General features: G+C 32.7%; 16 protein-coding genes and 2 tRNA genes. 9 read left to right on the top strand and 9 right to left on the bottom strand.

Going from position 1 to position 15583, the window contains the following annotated elements; genetic code table 11:
- Window positions 1-8 precede the first annotated feature (8 nt).
- From ABIN61_01695 to ABIN61_01680, 4 genes are all read right to left on the bottom strand, one after another.
- Entirely contained in the window at window positions 9-3134 is a 3126-nt protein-coding gene (locus ABIN61_01695; protein ID MEO0292918.1) for an FG-GAP-like repeat-containing protein, read from the bottom strand.
- A 23-nt stretch (window positions 3135-3157) separates the two neighbouring features.
- A tRNA-Ser gene (locus ABIN61_01690) sits at window positions 3158-3244 on the bottom strand.
- Window positions 3231-3686: a tRNA adenosine(34) deaminase TadA gene (gene tadA, locus ABIN61_01685; protein ID MEO0292917.1), complete on the bottom strand. Its 456-nt coding sequence runs from the start codon at window positions 3684-3686 to the stop codon at window positions 3231-3233. The genes ABIN61_01690 and tadA overlap by 14 nt, the downstream gene beginning before the upstream one ends.
- 14 nt (window positions 3687-3700) lie before the next feature.
- Window positions 3701-3774 (bottom strand) — tRNA-Arg (locus ABIN61_01680).
- A gap of 113 nt (window positions 3775-3887) precedes the next feature.
- Here ABIN61_01680 and ABIN61_01675 point away from each other — a divergent pair.
- The gene (locus ABIN61_01675; protein ID MEO0292916.1) at window positions 3888-4871 is read left to right on the top strand and encodes a DUF1573 domain-containing protein; all 984 of its coding nucleotides are present in this window, start codon (window positions 3888-3890) and stop codon (window positions 4869-4871) included.
- Here ABIN61_01675 and ABIN61_01670 read toward each other — a convergent pair.
- Window positions 4868-6028 carry an MFS transporter gene (locus tag ABIN61_01670; GenBank protein MEO0292915.1) on the bottom strand — a complete coding sequence of 387 codons (1161 nt, stop codon included), beginning with the start codon at window positions 6026-6028 and terminating at the stop codon, window positions 4868-4870. The genes ABIN61_01675 and ABIN61_01670 overlap by 4 nt on opposite strands.
- A 23-nt stretch (window positions 6029-6051) precedes the next feature.
- Window positions 6052-6609, bottom strand: coding sequence for a hypothetical protein (locus ABIN61_01665; protein ID MEO0292914.1), 558 nt, complete (start codon window positions 6607-6609; stop codon window positions 6052-6054).
- Between the two features lie 215 nt (window positions 6610-6824).
- On the opposite strand from ABIN61_01665, the gene ABIN61_01660 reads away from it, so the two are divergent.
- Window positions 6825-7553: a hypothetical protein gene (locus ABIN61_01660; GenBank protein ID MEO0292913.1), complete on the top strand. Its 729-nt coding sequence runs from the start codon at window positions 6825-6827 to the stop codon at window positions 7551-7553.
- Here the strand turns inward: ABIN61_01660 and ABIN61_01655 are convergent, their stop codons facing one another.
- Window positions 7554-8822 carry a radical SAM protein gene (locus ABIN61_01655; protein MEO0292912.1) on the bottom strand — a complete coding sequence of 423 codons (1269 nt, stop codon included), beginning with the start codon at window positions 8820-8822 and terminating at the stop codon, window positions 7554-7556.
- 11 nt (window positions 8823-8833) lie between these two features.
- Window positions 8834-9223, bottom strand: a complete 390-nt coding sequence (locus ABIN61_01650) for a hypothetical protein (protein MEO0292911.1) — start codon at window positions 9221-9223, stop codon at window positions 8834-8836.
- A gap of 178 nt (window positions 9224-9401) precedes the next feature.
- On the opposite strand from ABIN61_01650, the gene ABIN61_01645 reads away from it, so the two are divergent.
- The 3 genes from ABIN61_01645 to ABIN61_01635 are packed head-to-tail and all read left to right on the top strand — an operon-like array spanning window position 9402 to window position 11854.
- Window positions 9402-10304, top strand: a complete 903-nt coding sequence (locus ABIN61_01645) for a M23 family metallopeptidase (GenBank protein ID MEO0292910.1) — start codon at window positions 9402-9404, stop codon at window positions 10302-10304.
- 12 nt (window positions 10305-10316) lie between these two features.
- Window positions 10317-11072, top strand: a complete 756-nt coding sequence (locus ABIN61_01640) for an energy-coupling factor ABC transporter ATP-binding protein (GenBank protein MEO0292909.1) — start codon at window positions 10317-10319, stop codon at window positions 11070-11072.
- Entirely contained in the window at window positions 11069-11854 is a 786-nt protein-coding gene (locus ABIN61_01635) for an energy-coupling factor ABC transporter ATP-binding protein (GenBank protein MEO0292908.1), read from the top strand. The genes ABIN61_01640 and ABIN61_01635 overlap by 4 nt, the downstream gene beginning before the upstream one ends.
- On the opposite strand, the gene ABIN61_01630 is transcribed toward ABIN61_01635, so the two are convergent.
- Window positions 11851-12423, bottom strand: a complete 573-nt coding sequence (locus ABIN61_01630) for a pyruvate kinase alpha/beta domain-containing protein (GenBank protein MEO0292907.1) — start codon at window positions 12421-12423, stop codon at window positions 11851-11853. The two genes, ABIN61_01635 and ABIN61_01630, sit on opposite strands and share 4 nt — an antisense overlap.
- A 116-nt stretch (window positions 12424-12539) precedes the next feature.
- Here ABIN61_01630 and folK point away from each other — a divergent pair, with 116 nt between their 5' ends.
- From folK to ABIN61_01610, 4 genes are read left to right on the top strand one after another with little or no spacing between them, the layout of a single operon-like run.
- On the top strand, window positions 12540-13037 hold the full coding sequence (folK, locus tag ABIN61_01625) for a 2-amino-4-hydroxy-6-hydroxymethyldihydropteridine diphosphokinase (GenBank protein ID MEO0292906.1): 498 nt from the start codon (window positions 12540-12542) through the stop codon (window positions 13035-13037).
- Complete coding sequence (locus tag ABIN61_01620; protein MEO0292905.1) at window positions 13001-13633, top strand: deoxynucleoside kinase; 633 nt, start codon at window positions 13001-13003, stop codon at window positions 13631-13633. The genes folK and ABIN61_01620 overlap by 37 nt, the downstream gene beginning before the upstream one ends.
- Entirely contained in the window at window positions 13633-14481 is an 849-nt protein-coding gene (gene panC, locus ABIN61_01615; protein MEO0292904.1) for a pantoate--beta-alanine ligase, read from the top strand. The genes ABIN61_01620 and panC overlap by 1 nt, the downstream gene beginning before the upstream one ends.
- Before the next feature lie 10 nt (window positions 14482-14491).
- On the top strand, window positions 14492-15547 hold the full coding sequence (locus ABIN61_01610) for a flippase-like domain-containing protein (GenBank protein ID MEO0292903.1): 1056 nt from the start codon (window positions 14492-14494) through the stop codon (window positions 15545-15547).
- Window positions 15548-15583 lie beyond the last annotated feature (36 nt).

Genomic DNA, 15583 nt, shown 5'->3' with positions numbered 1-15583 from the left:
CCTCCTTTTTAAAATCTATTTAATAAACCGAATTTTATCTTACGGAAACACTTATCATCAACATTAATAGTAGCCACATAAATCCCATTGGCTTCTTTGGTGAGTTCTTCATCTATTCGAACTTCATTCTGTCCAGAATTACCTTTTATCCTTTTCTCTGTTACAAGCCTTCCAGAAAGAGAGTATATTCTAATTATCACATTAGAAGAATGAGAACCTAAGGTAAACCTTATGTAAGCTTCTTCTCCTCTTCTTATAGGAGAAGGATAAACATAGAATTCTTCAATTCCTATACCCTTTTCTTTTTGGAAATTTTCTGGTAGAAAAGAATCAGGAAAAACAGATTGATGATCATTATTAAAGTAAATTCTATTCCATCCATCTTTTCTGTAAAATCCGTCTGTCTCCCAACCATACAACCATCCACTGGAGGAGCCTATAAATAATTCCGAACGACCATCTCCATTCATATCACAAACTAAAGGGGTAGAATAAGTTATTTTTCCTACCCCAAATGGAAATTCTGCAACTTTCTTTCCTTCTCCATTAAAGGCAAAAACCCCGCCATCCGGAGAGCCAAAGACAATGTCTAACAAAGAATCTCCACTTACATCAGCAAGGACAATTGAAGATTGAGGTTGGGTAGAAAAATGAATTTTTATTGGAAAATTATTTAGGAGAGCACCGTTTCTGTTTAAGGCAAATATGTTTGCACTATCAGCTAAAACAACTTCAAGGAATCCATCTCCATCTATATCTCCTAATCCTGGGGTTGAGAAATAAGTTTTTGCAGGTAAATTCCTTTCCCATTCAATCACACCTAATGTATCTACACAGAAAACTTTTTTTGCTCCAGTGGAACATATAATTTCCATTATTCCATCTCGGTCTAAATCCCCGGCTACAGGAGAAGACAAACTATAAGAAACACATTCTTTACCCCTTCTCCAGATAATCTTCCCTTCCTTAGAAATCTTCAAAAGAACACCACTAGCAGGTAAAACATATATAGAACTTCCAATAACAAGAGGAGTCGCCACCAACCAATCTCCTACATAAACAGGGAAACCTTCTGCTTCTAAGAGTTTATTGCCATCCCATTTAAGGAGATGTAATTCCCCATAAGAAGTTCCAAAAAGAACTTCTTTCCCCCCTCCAGGAAGAAGATCATAAGCAGATGCATTTCCATATATTTCCCCTCTCACCCTCATTGAATCTAACAGCTTTCTTTCATAGAGGTCATAGAGGAAAATTTTACCTTTTATAGTCATATCAAAAATTTCTACCTCACCATCTCCAGTAATATCAGAAAGAAGAGGAGTAGTGTAGGTAGAATCTTTATATATTGAATCTTCAATCTCGCACATTTTAAATAAAGTATCATCTGGATTTGCTCTATAAATTCTTCCCCCCATATCTCCAATATAAATCGAACCATTAAGATCTTGGGGTGATATAACATCCATTCTATCCCCAAACTTTTTCGGAAATCCTGAAACAATTCTGTTAAAAAACACATCAAAGAACATTATTGTATCTGGAGAAGAAATATTTGATATTATTATCCCAGTCCAATTACCCAAATTGTCACAAGAAGAAGGATCAGTCTTAGAAGAAAATTCATAGTTGTACCCTTTTAAACTATAAACGTCCAATTGAGAGCCATAGAATGCTGCATTTATATTTTGAATTTTTGATAATGACTTTTCAAAGTCCTGTATACCATCTCCTTCCTCAAGGTCAATCCCTTTTGGGGAACCAACGTTTACCATATTTAAACTCTCAGCTATTCCAATCTTTTCTTCGTCTATATGCCAAATTGCAAGACCCCCAGAGTTAAAAGGTAAAGGAAGAGAAGATTCGTAATCATCTATATTTACTAAAACATTATCTTTCCAAACCCTATAGCCATTCGAGTCAAGATTCGTTGTGCAAGGAAGAACGTAATGAAAAGTGTCTGGATTAACATAAGCAAATCTATTCTCAATAAGAAAATATTCTTCGGCATTTATTGGAATCTTATAAATCTTTGGCGTTGAAGAATCAAAACTACCAGTCCATTTTATTGGTAGAGAAGTAGCATTTTTATCAATTAAATAAGGCTCATCAAAACCAAGTTTAACTCTATTATAAGCACACATCCTGGGAGGAACAAGCCCTCCAACATTCCAGTTCCCAGTTCCCATTAAAGCCCATCCTCCCATCCCTATACTTTTCCCTGAAACATCGTATAGATCAAAAAGACCAAGAGCATGACCGAACTCATGGCATAGAGATCCCTGTAAATAAGAAGCAACACCATCTTGAAATCCTGTTTCAGGCATTATTATGCCTTCATCAATTGTATCTCCATCAACTATTAGATAGGAGCCAAACACTTTATGCATCTCAGAACCATATCCTGCATAAATATCATAAGGAGAATCTCCACGAAGATCTGTCTGCCAAGGAGCTCCAGCATGGAAAACAATTACAATATCAAAATCGGAAAAATCAACCGAATTATCCGCACAAAGAACAGCATCCCTAAGCAATTTAAAAAAACCCAAAACGAAGTATTTTGGATCGCCATAATAGCTCATCTCATAAGGTAATTGGTATCCAGAATCTATCTGGGATGGGAAAACTTCCCACTCAAGCCAGAGTTTATTATATGAAACCTTCCAGTAATAATTGTGAAGGGCTTCTAATAATCTATTAAAATAAGTAAAATCATGAGGAGGATCATAAGTTAGGTTTCTTGTAATCAAAGTGTCAATTTTCACCTTACCGTCAATTAATGTTGTGTCAAAAGTTGTATCACAAATATTCCCACTTCCAATAAGAATAAATCTACCGTTACCTGTAGTGAGAGAGGTTGTATCTGGTAAGAATTCAACTCTAATTGCAGCAATTCTAATTGTATCGACACTTCCAACTCTTGTCTTTCTATAAGATTGTAAAACGCTTTTTTGTCTAGATCTCAACAAAGGAGATTTACGATTTGGACCAAAATGACGAAGATGATCAGGATGAAGAGCAAAAACCTCAATCTGTTTTTCAATAAATTCCCGGTCACTAAAAATACTAAGAGAATCCATTGTTTCTCTATTTAGAGGCTCTTTAATTCCTATAGATAAAAACAAAAAAATCAATTCTTTCTCCTTTTTTAAAACGCCGGAGGGAGAGGGATTCGAACCCCCGTTCCGTTTTCACGGAAACACGATTTCGAATCGTGCGCTTTTGACCACTCAGCCATCCCTCCTATTTTTAAAAAATTCTTTTAATAGATTCGCCGCTTCTTCTTGCAAGACGCCTGAAACCACCTCAAAGTTCCAGTTCCATCTTTTATTTCTAACATCAATTACAGAACCAAGCGATCCAAACTTCTCATCTTTCGCCCCATAAACCACTCTACTTATTCTTGCCTGAATTATTGCCCCAGCGCACATAAGACAAGGCTCAAGAGTAGAGTAAAGCTCACAACCTTCTAATCTCCAATCTCCAAGAGAATTAGCCGCAGCTGTTATTGCTATTATCTCAGCGTGAGCAGTAGGATCTTTTAAAGCTTCCTTTCTATTATACCCTCTCCCAATAATACTTCCATTTCTAACTACAACTGCCCCAACTGGAACTTCTTCTTCTCTGAAAGACTTCTCGGCTTCCTTCAGAGCTTCTCTCATCCATTTCTCGTCGTTACTTTCCATAGACCTTAAAAAAACACGCCTGAGAGGATTCGAACCTCCAACCTGCGGATCCGTAGTCCGCTGCTCTATCCAGTTGAGCTACAGGCGTATCCTTTTTAAAATATACAATAAAGCCTTATACTGTCAAGGACTATTTCTCTCAGAAGATTTTCATTAAAGAGGGTTGAAAAATAGGAGCTTCTTAATTAAAATTATTATAAGATGAAAAGAATAATTAAAATCTTTGCTACTTTAATATTATTAATAAATTGGAAAAATTTACAGGCTACACCTTCTATAAAATTTAAGGTGACAGAAATTAATTTTGGGAAGATGGAACAAAGAACCCAAAAAACTCACATTTTTAAATTCACTAATGAGGGCGATGATACTCTCATTATTGAAAAAGTTAGATCAACCTGTGGTTGCACTGGAGCAATTCTATCTTCTCCAAAAATCTCCCCAGGTGGAAGTGGTAGTGTTGAGGTAACCTTCAGCTCAAATTCATATATAGGGGAGGTTTCTAAAGGAGTAAAGGTTCACTCAAATGATCCTGAGAAACCTATTATTGAACTTAAGATAAAAGCAAATGTCCTTCCTCCTCTTATAACTTTAAATCTTTTCTCTCCAAAGAATTGTAACGATTACAATTTCATAAAAAAGAACATATTAGGACCATTAGAGAAAAAATACAGACTCAAGGTTAATTATTTTGAAATTAATTTCCCTATAAACTATGAAAGGTTGATTGAGTTCGAAAAACAACTTAATGAAAGAAGAGAGTGTTTTCCAATTTTGGTAATTGGAAATTCAATCTTGGGTGGAAAAGAAGAAATAGAGGGAAAACTTGAAATGAAGATAAGGGATTGTTTCTATAAAAATTGTGAATTACCAAAGATAGAGGTTGATAAAGTTATTCCTATAAACAGGAAAGAAGCACTACCTCTTTTTTATTTTTATGATGTGGAAAATAAATGTAGAAGAGCATCTTATGAATTAAAATATTTAGAATACAAATTTCCTTTTATCTCTGTTAAGAGGCTTAATATTAAAGATAAGAAAAATAGAGAACTTTACGAAAAAATGTGTGAGTCTTTTAAAGTAGAAAAATTAAAAGTAAGCCCTATTCTTTTTATAAAAAATGAGTTTTTGACTGAAGAAAATATTAGAGTAGAAAAAATAAAAGAAATAATTGAAAAGGATTAATTCCTTTCCCTAACTAAAGAGAGAAGAAGGATAGAGGCAATTATCCCAAGAAAAGCTCCATAGGCAAAGGCAGAAAAAGAACCAAATTTTTGCCATATAAAACCAAATATCACACTTGAAGGAAAAGCTGCGATTCCAACTGTTAGATGATATAAACCAAAACCGGTCCCCTGGGATTCTTTATTTACAAGATCACTAACAAAGGCTTTCTCAACTCCTTCAGTAAGACCAAAAAATATACCGTAAAGAGCAAATAAACTCCAAATATGAAAAGCTTTAAATGAAAAACCAAAACCAAGATAAATAAGAGCATATATAATCCAGCCCGCCGCGATCACTTTCCTTCTTCCAATTTTATCTGATAATTCTCCACCAGGAATTGAAGAAACCATTTTCACAAAATGTAATAAAATCCAAAGAATAGGAATAAAGTTAACTCCTATTCCTGTGTCTTTAGCTTTTAAAATTAGAAAAGCATCGGATGAATTCCCTAGGGTAAAAAGAATAATAATAAAAAGATAGAGTTTAAAGTTCTTTGAGAGAACAGAAAAATCCCCAATATTTTTTCTAAAATTGTTTTTAAATTCTTTCTCTTTAACAAATAAAGTTACAATAATAATTGTTATAATGCCTGGTAATAACGAAGAAAGAAATAAACTTTTAAGGCTTAAGCCAAACTTCAAAAGAATTACAGCAAAAATTGGTCCAATTATAGCTCCAAGATGATCCATAGCCCTATGGAATCCAAAAGATTTACCTTTTTTCTCAGAAGGAGTTGAAAGAGAAATAAGAGCATCTCGTGGAGAAGTTCTTATTCCTTTCCCAAGACGATCTAAAAACCTTATAAAAGCAACTTGCCACCACATTCCAGCCAATCCTATCAAAGGCCTTCCAAGACCTGATAGGAAATAACCTATAAAAATAAGAAATTTCCTTTTTCTAATTTTGTCTGAAACCCATCCCGAGATTAGCTTAAGTAGGCTTGCAGTAGACTCTGAAATTCCCTCAACAATTCCTAAAATTCCTGGTCCTGCGCCCAAAACAGAAACAAGGAAAACAGGAAGTAAGGGATAAATCATCTCACTTGCCGCATCGTTTAAAAGACTCACAATTCCAAGAGCTTTTACATTTCTTGGAATGTCTTTGAGTGGCTTCATAATTTTTTTAAATAGACAAATTATTAATGAGTTTGAATTGTATAAGTAAGAACGCAGCTTACACCAGCAGACTGCTCTTCGTCTCCATCCAATTTTACTCTATAATCTTGATTTAAAATCTGCCATCCTCCTGTATTCCCTAGGCCAGTCACAAGAGTATCTGGAGCAGCAATTGTATGAAAAGCCTTCCAACTTCCCATTCCTGCAGGGCTATGTTCTATATCAGAAAGAAGAATACCATTACCAGGATCTCCACTTCCATATACAATAAGAGACCAACCCACAGGAGATCCTGAAGGAACACCAGAAACCATATATTGAATTCTCTGATAAGGAGAGGAATTTGGAGTTGTGGGGAAATAATACTCCGGATAAGAAAAAGGAGGATAAATAGGATTAAGAGGATTAAGTGTTATATTCCCAAAATTCCACTCTGCATCGTTATTAACATATATCCCAACAATCATTGGTATTATAAAAGTTAAATTTACCTCTTGAGATTGAGGGCTCGGTCCTATAGCTTGCTGTTGAGCAAAGAGAGCTCCTTGTAAAAATAAGAAAATAATCATAATTTTTCTCATTATTAACCTCCTTTATATCTTTAAAGATCCATTCTAAAATATACAATTTTTGTTCCTAAAATCAAGTGATTGATTAACAAATAATTAAAAAAACAACTTTTCTTAAAATGCAAAAAATTTTGCATAAAGCAATTTTTACTCTCAAAAAGAAAAGGAGCTATCTTAATCTCTAAGAAACCTCTTGACTATTAAATTATCATTTATTATAATTTAATATGGCTATATCTAAGAGAAAGGTATTATCAAGGTTAAGAAAAATGGGTCTGAATTTCTTCACGATTTCAGATATATGTTCTATTTTTGGAATTTCAAATAATTATGCTTCTCAAATGGCATATCAGCTTAAGATGGATAACATGATAGAAGAAATAGAAAAAGGAAAATATACCTTACCAGAGGGGACCGAGTGCCCATTTTTGATTGCATCAAAGACTGTTCAACCTTCTTATATATCGTTTGAAACAGCTTTATCTGCATATATAAATAAAGGATTTTTTAATAAAGAAACTTATTATATAGCAACTCCTAAAAGAAAGAGATCCATTGTGTTTAAAAATTACAATTTCAAATATATTACATTAAAACCTTATAAGTTCTTTGGTTTCTGCCACTTAAACATTAACGGTAATAAAGTTACAATGGCAGAACCTGAAAAAGCAATTGTAGATTGTCTCGAGGAATTAGACTACGCACCAAACCTAATTAAGTTAAGAGAAATTATAGAAAGTCTTATTAAAAATATTTCTATAAAGAAATTGATGGAATATACTATTAGGTGTAAGAATAAAAGTTTAGTTGCACGTCTAGGTTATATTCTCGAGCTTATAGGAATTGACGTTCCGGTAAAAGAGGAATATCTTCCTAAGGATTACGTAAAATTAGATCCTTCTGGAGAAAGACAAGGAAAATGGATTGCAAAGTGGAATATTATTGATAATCTATAACTAAAAATTTGTTGCTTTTTTATTTACCTCTTTAGCTAATTTCTTAACTTTTATCATCTTATCCTCTTCATTTTTATAACGGTAGTAAACAGTATTGTTTGTAAGAAGAGGATCTGGCAAATTTTCATCCATCGGGGTTTTTGGAATAGGTGAAAATTCAGCCAAAGAAACCTTTACTCCCACTTTCCCCACAAAAAGAATTGATTTCTCTACAGATTCATAACTAATTCCTGGAACTCCTACAAGTAAATAAGTATAAATCTCTCCCTTTTTATATCCAACTTTTAATAGATTCTCAATAGCTTTAACATATTCATAGTTTGAAGTCTTTAAATAAAATTTTTCTTGAATAATCTCATCAGAAGTCTCTAGAGAGAGTCTAGGTTCTTTAAAGCCCGCTTCATACATAAGACGAGCGATCTCTTTTGATATAAAACGTGGGTGTAACCCATTAGGAGTAAAAAAGTAGGCCTTAATACCTCTTTCCTTTATTTCTTCGCATAAGTTAATAAATCTTTCTGGAGGAATTAGTAATGCATCATCATAAAAAGCAAATTTTGTAATCCCTTTTTTATAAAAATAATAAATTTCATCTACAACTTGCTCTTCTTCCTTTTCCTCTTTTTTCTCATAAAGATAAGGAGTTGCACAATAAGGACAACTAAAAGGGCAACCAACTGAAGTAGATAAAGCGACATAATTTAATCTTGAATAGTGAGAATAATCCGGAAGAGGGAAAAGGCCAAAATGATCAGGGATCTTAAAATCTATCTCCTTAATATATTTTTCCCCTATAGGATAAACTCGCTCAAATCCAAGTTCTTTAGCATGCTCAGGTAAAAGAGAAGGATATATCCCTCCAAGAATTAAGATGGGTTTATTTTCTAAAGAATTTATAATTTCTCTAATTTCAATTAACCCAAGATACCAATAAGTCATTGAACAACTCACCATCACAACTTCTGGTTTAAACTCTTTTACTCTTTCAAAAATCACTCTTTTTGGTAAACCATATCTTTTGAATTTTCCAGGGATTTTCTCTAAGATTTTTGGCTTTTCAACCTTTACAAATTTAAGTTTTCCTCTACCTAAGGAATCGTTTTTTATCTCCCTAAAATAATTATCTAATCTATCTACAACATCCAATAGATAAACCTTGTGTTTCTCTTTTTTTAATAGACTTGAAATATACAATAATCCAAGAGGCTTCATCCAAAAATCATAAGCAGCAAAGTCATATATAGGTGGATTTATTAACAAAATCTTCATTAAAAACTAAACTATTCTTTCCACTCTTCTAACCGCCCATTTTTGAAATATAGATATTTAGAACTATATCCTTGAAAATCAACATCATAAAACCACTTCTCTTGAACCCCCCAGCTTCCTTCTTTTCTATCTACATTATCAGGTCTTCCCCAACTTAACAAAGCCTGTTCAGTGCTCATACCCTTAAAAACTTTACCTTTTATAATATATTCAATTGTTTCCTCATCATACCCAAGATATTCTCTTAAATATCTCCTTTTTGCTTGCTCTGTTAATTTGTAATATTCTGAGGCTCCATACCGTTCAGGCACAGGAATATCATAATATCTAACATTACCAGATTCACAACCAAAAATTAATATAAATGCAATCAAAAGTTTAAAAATCTCTTTTATTTTCATTTAAAAACCTCCCCCTTTTTAAAAGATTATAAATTTAATAATAGCTTGTCAAGTCTTAACTAAGATTTATAAGAAAAGTCAAAATATCCTTATTTGCCTATTTACCTCTATCTTAAACTTTAACACAAAATTCCCCTTGACAACTTCTTATAAATTATTAAAATATTAATTAATAATAATGAAAAAATGGACTTTACTCTTTATTACCTATAAAGGGAAAATATGGAGTATTACTTTTAGTGAAAAGGTAGTTTTTTATACTATCATAGTCTTGAGCACATTACTTGGCGCCTTTACTTATATAACCATTGAGGGAACTAAGAAAAAGGCTTTATTATTAGAATATAAGAAATTGGAATATAAAAGAAACGAATATTTAACTAAGTTTTTAGGGATTAAACAAAAAGTAGAATCTCTTCAAGAAAATTTAGCTGAGATAGGTAGAAACAATGAAATATTATCCCTTATAGGAAAATTAAGAGCTGTAAACAAAGCGATTAAAGAAATGGGAACTGGTGGTTTCCAAAAAACTAAAGAGTTTTATTCTTTAGAATTAGATTCGGGAGTAAAAGAAGTAGAAAGACAGATTGAAAAAGTTGCTAATCTTATAGAACTTGAACGGCAAACCCTTAAGAATGCTGATAATAAATTAAAAGAATTACAAGATAAACTTTCTCATTACCCTTCATTATGGCCTACTACAGGACGTATCACAAGTGGTTTTGGATGGAGACCTCATCCTATTACAGGAGGGAAAGAATTTCATAAAGGATATGATATATCTAATAGAGCAAACACTCCTGTTGTGGCTACTGCTGATGGTGTAGTAACATTTGCAGGTCGCTGGGGAGGTTATGGAAATGTTGTTGTGATTGATCACGGATATGGTTTCTCCACCAGATATGCTCATTTAAATAGAGCCTATGTTAAGGAAGGGCAGGAAGTGAAAAGAGGCCATGTAATCGGAACAATGGGGTGCACAGGTTTCACCACCGGAACACATTTACATTATGAGGTTAGGGTTTTAGGTAACGTAGTAAACCCTATGGGTTATCTTGACACTTTTCCGTATACTTATTAACCTAACTCTTTTGTGATAAAAGCTGAAGCTCTAACTTTAAAAAGGAATGGGAATACTATCCTTCAAAATTTTAATTTTTCCTGGGATAAAGGCGAGAAAATTGTTCTATTAGGACCAAATGGTTCAGGTAAAACCACCCTTGCTCTCGGACTTGCAGGTATAATACCTCCTTCTTCTGGAAGTATCTTTATAGATTCAAAAAACATTTTAGAGTATGACTTGAAATCTCTTAGAAAAAAAATTGGGATAGTTTTTCAGGATCCGGAAACTCAATTTGTTACAACTAATGTAGAGAGAGAAATTAGTTTTGGCTTAAGTAATATAAAAGAAGACAAAAAAGAAATAAAAGAAAAGGTCCATTCAATAATTAAAGATTTTAATCTTGAGTTTCTTCTAGAAAAGGACCCCCTTTCTCTTTCAGCCGGAGAGAAACAGATTGTAGCCATAGCAAGTGTTTATTCAATGGAGCCAGAATATATCATATTTGACGAAGTTACCTCTTTCCTAGACAGAAAATGGAAAGAAAAGATTTACGAAATTTGGGAAAAGTCATATTCTTCCCTTTTAATAATAACTCAGAATTTCAAAGAAATAAATTTTGGGGAGAGAGTTGTTTTTTTAGAAAACGGCAAAATAACTTTTAATGGGAGCGCCTCTATTTTGGAAAGAATCTTCCATTTCTCATATGACTCTTCTTTCTTTAGATTACTTGAAGAAAATAAAGAAAAGATCTCACAATATGAGAAAATTATAGAAGTGTTTAAATGATTATTCTGAAAAATGTTTGTTTTAGCTATGAGGATAAAGAGATTATAAAAGACTGCTCAATTTCACTCGGTTTAGATGAATTTCACCTTTTGGTTGGTCCAACAGGTGCAGGGAAAAGCACCTTTGCAATGATACTAAAAGGGCTTCTTCAACCAAATAAGGGTAGGATCTTTTTAGCAAAAGGGGATCTTAGTAGTTTAAGAAGAAAAATGGGATTAATGTTTCAATTTCCTGAAGATTTTTTCTTTAACGATACAGTCCTTGAAGAGATGATTTACGGTATAAGAAAAGAAGAAAGGGAAAGCCTCAAAGAAAAAATTAAAGAGACTTTAGAATTATTAGGGCTCACCGAAGATATTTTGAACCATTCTCCCTTTGAGCTTTCTTATGGAGAACAGAGGATGTTATGTTTAGCTTCTCTTCTCATATGGGAACCTACTTATCTTATCCTTGACGACCCTTTTGTGGGATTAGATTGGAAAAATAAAGATAAAGTTGTAACTGTACTCAAAACCTTAAAAAGGAAGCTTGGAATAACAATAATCTCTCAAGATTTCGATAGTGTTATTTCTTTTGTAGATAGAGTTAGTTTACTTATGGATGGAAAAATAATTTTCTCTTTTCCACCTCAAGAGGTGGATTGGGAGTTAGTAAAAAAAGCTGGATGCGATCTTCCTTCCAGTGTAATCCTTGCAGAAAAACTTAAAGAAAATGGTATTAAACTACGTTCAGATATAATACCTTATACTACGGAAAAGCTTATTGAAGCACTTAAATTCTAAAATCGAGGTTTACAAAGAACTTCTTTCACTCTTAGATCAAAGAAATTCTGAGTATTTGCAGGTTTTAAAACCAAAGCAGTATCAGCACCTCTTCCAGTTCCTCCAATCGCAATGACTTCTTTATCCGTATTTATAAGCCCTGCATCTGCTGCCATAAGAGTAATCTCACAAGCCACTTTTGTCCCTTCTCCAAAAATGCGAAGGGTTCCAGCCAAAATGTCTTCAAGTTGATAAGTCTGGAATTTCTTACGAACCGCTCTTCCTATTCCACCAAATGAATGCAGAGAGGTCAAAATAGTAGCACCCATCTCCTCAAGCTTCTTTCTCGTCTCTCCTGGAAATTCCTGTTCATTTGGTTTATTAAAACCTGTGGAGTGAGTAACAATTATAGGCTTAGGATCTTTAAAAAGCTCCATAGCCTTAAGAGCAGTATATCCCGTTGTAGAAGCAATAACAATTTGTTCTATTCTTAGCTCTTTCAAACGTTTTAAAGCAATTTTAAGAGTCTCTTCTGTATTTACCACTCCGGGTTCTTCAAAATAGACAGTCTCTATAGAAATTTTTTCCATTTATTCCCTCCTTTTTAAATATAATTTTATTGGTACTTTTAAATCCGCAAGAGGCAAAAGAAAAATAAAGTGTTGACAATATCAAATCATAAATTATAATCAAAATATATTAAAAAATGATTCAAGCTTATATTTCTCTTGGTTCTAATATTGGCAAGAGAGATGAAAATCTTCAAATAGCATTTAATATGATTTCGAAACTTGGAGAGGTTAAGGGCTCACATATCTACAAGACCGAGCCTTGGGGAAGAGAAGATCTACCAGAATTCTTAAATGCTTGTGTCTTTATAAGGACCAATTGCTCTATTAAGGATCTTTTTTTTAACCTGTGTTTTATAGAAGAAAAGATGGGGAGAAAGAAAAAAGGAAAATGGGAACCAAGGATTATAGATCTTGACCTTCTCCTTATCAAAGGTATAATATTTAAAACTCCAAAATTGGTAGTTCCTCACCCTTTACTTAGAGAAAGAAACTTTTACCTTGAACCACTTTCAGAAATCGCAGAAGAGGAAATAGAACCAATAAGCGGAGAAAAGATTAAAAATTTACTATTAAAATCTCCTGATAAGAAAAAAGTATGGAAAACTGGGAGTATATTGCAGTTGAGGGAGTAATAGGGGTAGGAAAAACAACCCTTGTTAAATTACTTTCAAAAGAATATGAAGCGAAAATGGTTCTTGAAGATATAGATGGTAATCCATTCCTACCTCAATTTTATGAAGATCCTGAAAGATATGCCTTCCCAACTCAAATTTTTTTCTTACTTTCTCGTTACAATGAACTTAGAAATTTAACCAATAGAGAACTTTTTACAAGAAGAGTTATTTCTGATTACACATTCGATAAAGACAGATTGTTTGCATTAATTAACCTCAACGAGAAGGAAATCATTATATATGAGAAATTTTACAATCTTCTTGAAAAAGATATTATAAAACCAGACCTTGTGGTTTATCTTCAGGCAAGTGTTGATACCTTGATGGAAAGAATTAGAAAAAGAGGGAGAACTTATGAAAGAAAGATAAAAGAAGATTATATAAAACTTCTTGTAAGTTCTTATAATGAGTATTTCTTCCATTTTCAAAAGAGCCCTGTATTGATTGTAAATTCGAATGAGTTCGACTTCTTAAACGAGCCTTCTCATCTTGAACTATTAAAAAAAGAAATTGATTCAATCCGGACAGGAATCAACTATTTATCTCTTGGATAATGAAAATTTTTAGAAAAATAACTGAACAACAAAATTACTCCTTAGAAAAAAAACGAAAAAATATAAAAATTGGGTTTGTTCCCACAATGGGTTTTCTCCATGAAGGACATCTAAGCCTAGTTGATGTTGCAAAAAGAGAATCAGATGTAGTAGTTGTATCAATCTTTGTGAATCCTACTCAATTTGGTGAAGGAGAAGATTACAACGAATATCCAAGAGATGAAAGTAGAGATTTAGAGCTCCTTAGAGAGAAAAAAGTAGATGCTGTTTTTATTCCTGAGGTAAGAGAGATGTATCCAGAGGGATTTAAAACTTTCTGCAAAGTTGAAGAACTTTCAGATAAGCTTTGTGGGAAGACTAGACCGAACCATTTTAGAGGAGTTACAACTGTTGTTTTAAAACTTTTTAATATTGTTCAACCAGATTTGGCTATTTTTGGAGAAAAAGATTACCAACAATATGTGATTATAAAAAAAATGGTAAGAGATTTAAATCTCCCAATAAAAATTATTTCTTCTCCAATTGTTAGAGAAGAAGATGGCCTTGCTAAAAGTTCAAGAAATATTTATCTCACTCCTATAGAAAGAAAAGAAGCAAGCGTTCTTTATGAATCTCTAATCCTTGCAAAAAAATTAGTAGAAAATGGGATTTGTGATGTTGAATTTTTAAAAGAAAAGATGATAGAACTAATTAAAACAAAAAAGTATCCAAAGATTGATTATATAGAGTTTGTAGACCCTGAAACTCTTGAAGAAGTAAAAGAAGTTAAAAAAACAGTTAGGGTTTTAATGGCTGTATGGATAGGGAAAGCCAGACTCATAGACAATATGGAAATTTCCCTAAAATAGGAGATAAAAAATGGCAACCTTGAAAACTAAAGTGAGAAAAGGGCTTAAGTTATTTGTAATACTTCTTGTTTTTACAATGTTAGCCCTTCTCTTTTTTTCCGATCCTGAACCAGGGAAAAAGTTTAGTTTAAACATTATAAAAAAACTTTCTTATGCTTTCAAAAAAATAGACCCATTTTTTTTATTATTTTCTCTATTATGTTGGGTAATTCACGTTTTATTAGATAGCTGTAGAATTTCTCTTTTATGCCAAGGGGTAAGCGATAAATGGTGTGATTTAAAGACCTCTATTGAGATTATTTTAACAGGGGCTTTTCTCGCTGCAGTAACTCCTTTCCAGACAGGAGGCTTCCCGGTTCAGTTATACCTGTTGAAGAAAGCAAAGATTTCTTACGGGAAAGGGAGTCTTATTATTCTTCTTCGTGCTATTTTCTATTCAATAATGATGCTCGTTCTATTTCCTTTTCTTTTTCCTATCCTTATTAAAGAAACCGAGATAAAATCCATAAATATTTTATCCAAATACAGTATTATTGTTTATTCTATCATAATACTCATTATAACATTTATTCTTATTAAACCAGAAATTATAAAACGTTTAGTTTATAGATTAATCAAGAAAAAAAGAAAAAAAGGAACAAAATTGATCTTTAAACTTTTCAAAGAAATTGAAGAAATGAAAGAAGGATTTTGGTTTTTTGTTAAGAAAAAGAAATGGCATTCAATAGGAAGCTTCTTCTTGACTTTTATTACTTATATTCCTTATTTCTTTATAGCTTCTTTACTCCTTAAAGGAATTGGAATAGAAGAATCTTTCTTTAAGATCGCCTTTTTACAGTTAGTAGTCATATTTTTTTCTTTCTTTTCTCCAACTCCTGGGGCAACTGGAGTAACTGAAGGGGTTTTTGCTGTTTTGTTCTTAGGAATAATTGGAAGAAATTTGCTTGGCGTATTTACAATATTATGGAGATTCTTTACTTTTTATTTAAGCGCTCTTATCGGAGGTATCCTGGTTCTTGATGTTTTAAAATTGGGAGATTTAGAAATTGACAGAAAACGAATTTAGTAAAAAGGATTTCTGGAGAGGAATTAAAATATTTCT

The organism is candidate division WOR-3 bacterium (assembly GCA_039804165.1).
In the GTDB taxonomy this organism is placed as follows: Bacteria; Hydrothermota; UBA3072; order UBA3072; family UBA3072; genus JAFGHJ01.
This window is presented reverse-complemented; position numbering and strand designations above follow the sequence as displayed.

Excerpts from the sequence above, each read along its gene's own strand:
- ABIN61_01610 (MEO0292903.1), top strand. The coding sequence starts at position 14,492 with ATGGCAACCTTGAAAACTAAAGTGAGAAAAGGGCTTAAGTTATTTGTA.
- tadA (MEO0292917.1), bottom strand. The coding sequence starts at position 3,686 with ATGGAAAGTAACGACGAGAAATGGATGAGAGAAGCTCTGAAGGAAGCC.
- ABIN61_01635 (MEO0292908.1), top strand. The coding sequence starts at position 11,069 with ATGATTATTCTGAAAAATGTTTGTTTTAGCTATGAGGATAAAGAGATT.
- ABIN61_01665 (MEO0292914.1), bottom strand. The coding sequence starts at position 6,609 with ATGAGAAAAATTATGATTATTTTCTTATTTTTACAAGGAGCTCTCTTT.
- panC (MEO0292904.1), top strand. The coding sequence starts at position 13,633 with ATGAAAATTTTTAGAAAAATAACTGAACAACAAAATTACTCCTTAGAA.
- folK (MEO0292906.1), top strand. The coding sequence starts at position 12,540 with ATGATTCAAGCTTATATTTCTCTTGGTTCTAATATTGGCAAGAGAGAT.
- ABIN61_01650 (MEO0292911.1), bottom strand. The coding sequence starts at position 9,223 with ATGAAAATAAAAGAGATTTTTAAACTTTTGATTGCATTTATATTAATT.
- ABIN61_01645 (MEO0292910.1), top strand. The coding sequence starts at position 9,402 with ATGAAAAAATGGACTTTACTCTTTATTACCTATAAAGGGAAAATATGG.
- ABIN61_01670 (MEO0292915.1), bottom strand. The coding sequence starts at position 6,028 with ATGAAGCCACTCAAAGACATTCCAAGAAATGTAAAAGCTCTTGGAATT.
- ABIN61_01675 (MEO0292916.1), top strand. The coding sequence starts at position 3,888 with ATGAAAAGAATAATTAAAATCTTTGCTACTTTAATATTATTAATAAAT.
- ABIN61_01655 (MEO0292912.1), bottom strand. The coding sequence starts at position 8,822 with ATGAAGATTTTGTTAATAAATCCACCTATATATGACTTTGCTGCTTAT.
- ABIN61_01660 (MEO0292913.1), top strand. The coding sequence starts at position 6,825 with ATGGCTATATCTAAGAGAAAGGTATTATCAAGGTTAAGAAAAATGGGT.
- ABIN61_01630 (MEO0292907.1), bottom strand. The coding sequence starts at position 12,423 with ATGGAAAAAATTTCTATAGAGACTGTCTATTTTGAAGAACCCGGAGTG.
- ABIN61_01620 (MEO0292905.1), top strand. The coding sequence starts at position 13,001 with ATGGAAAACTGGGAGTATATTGCAGTTGAGGGAGTAATAGGGGTAGGA.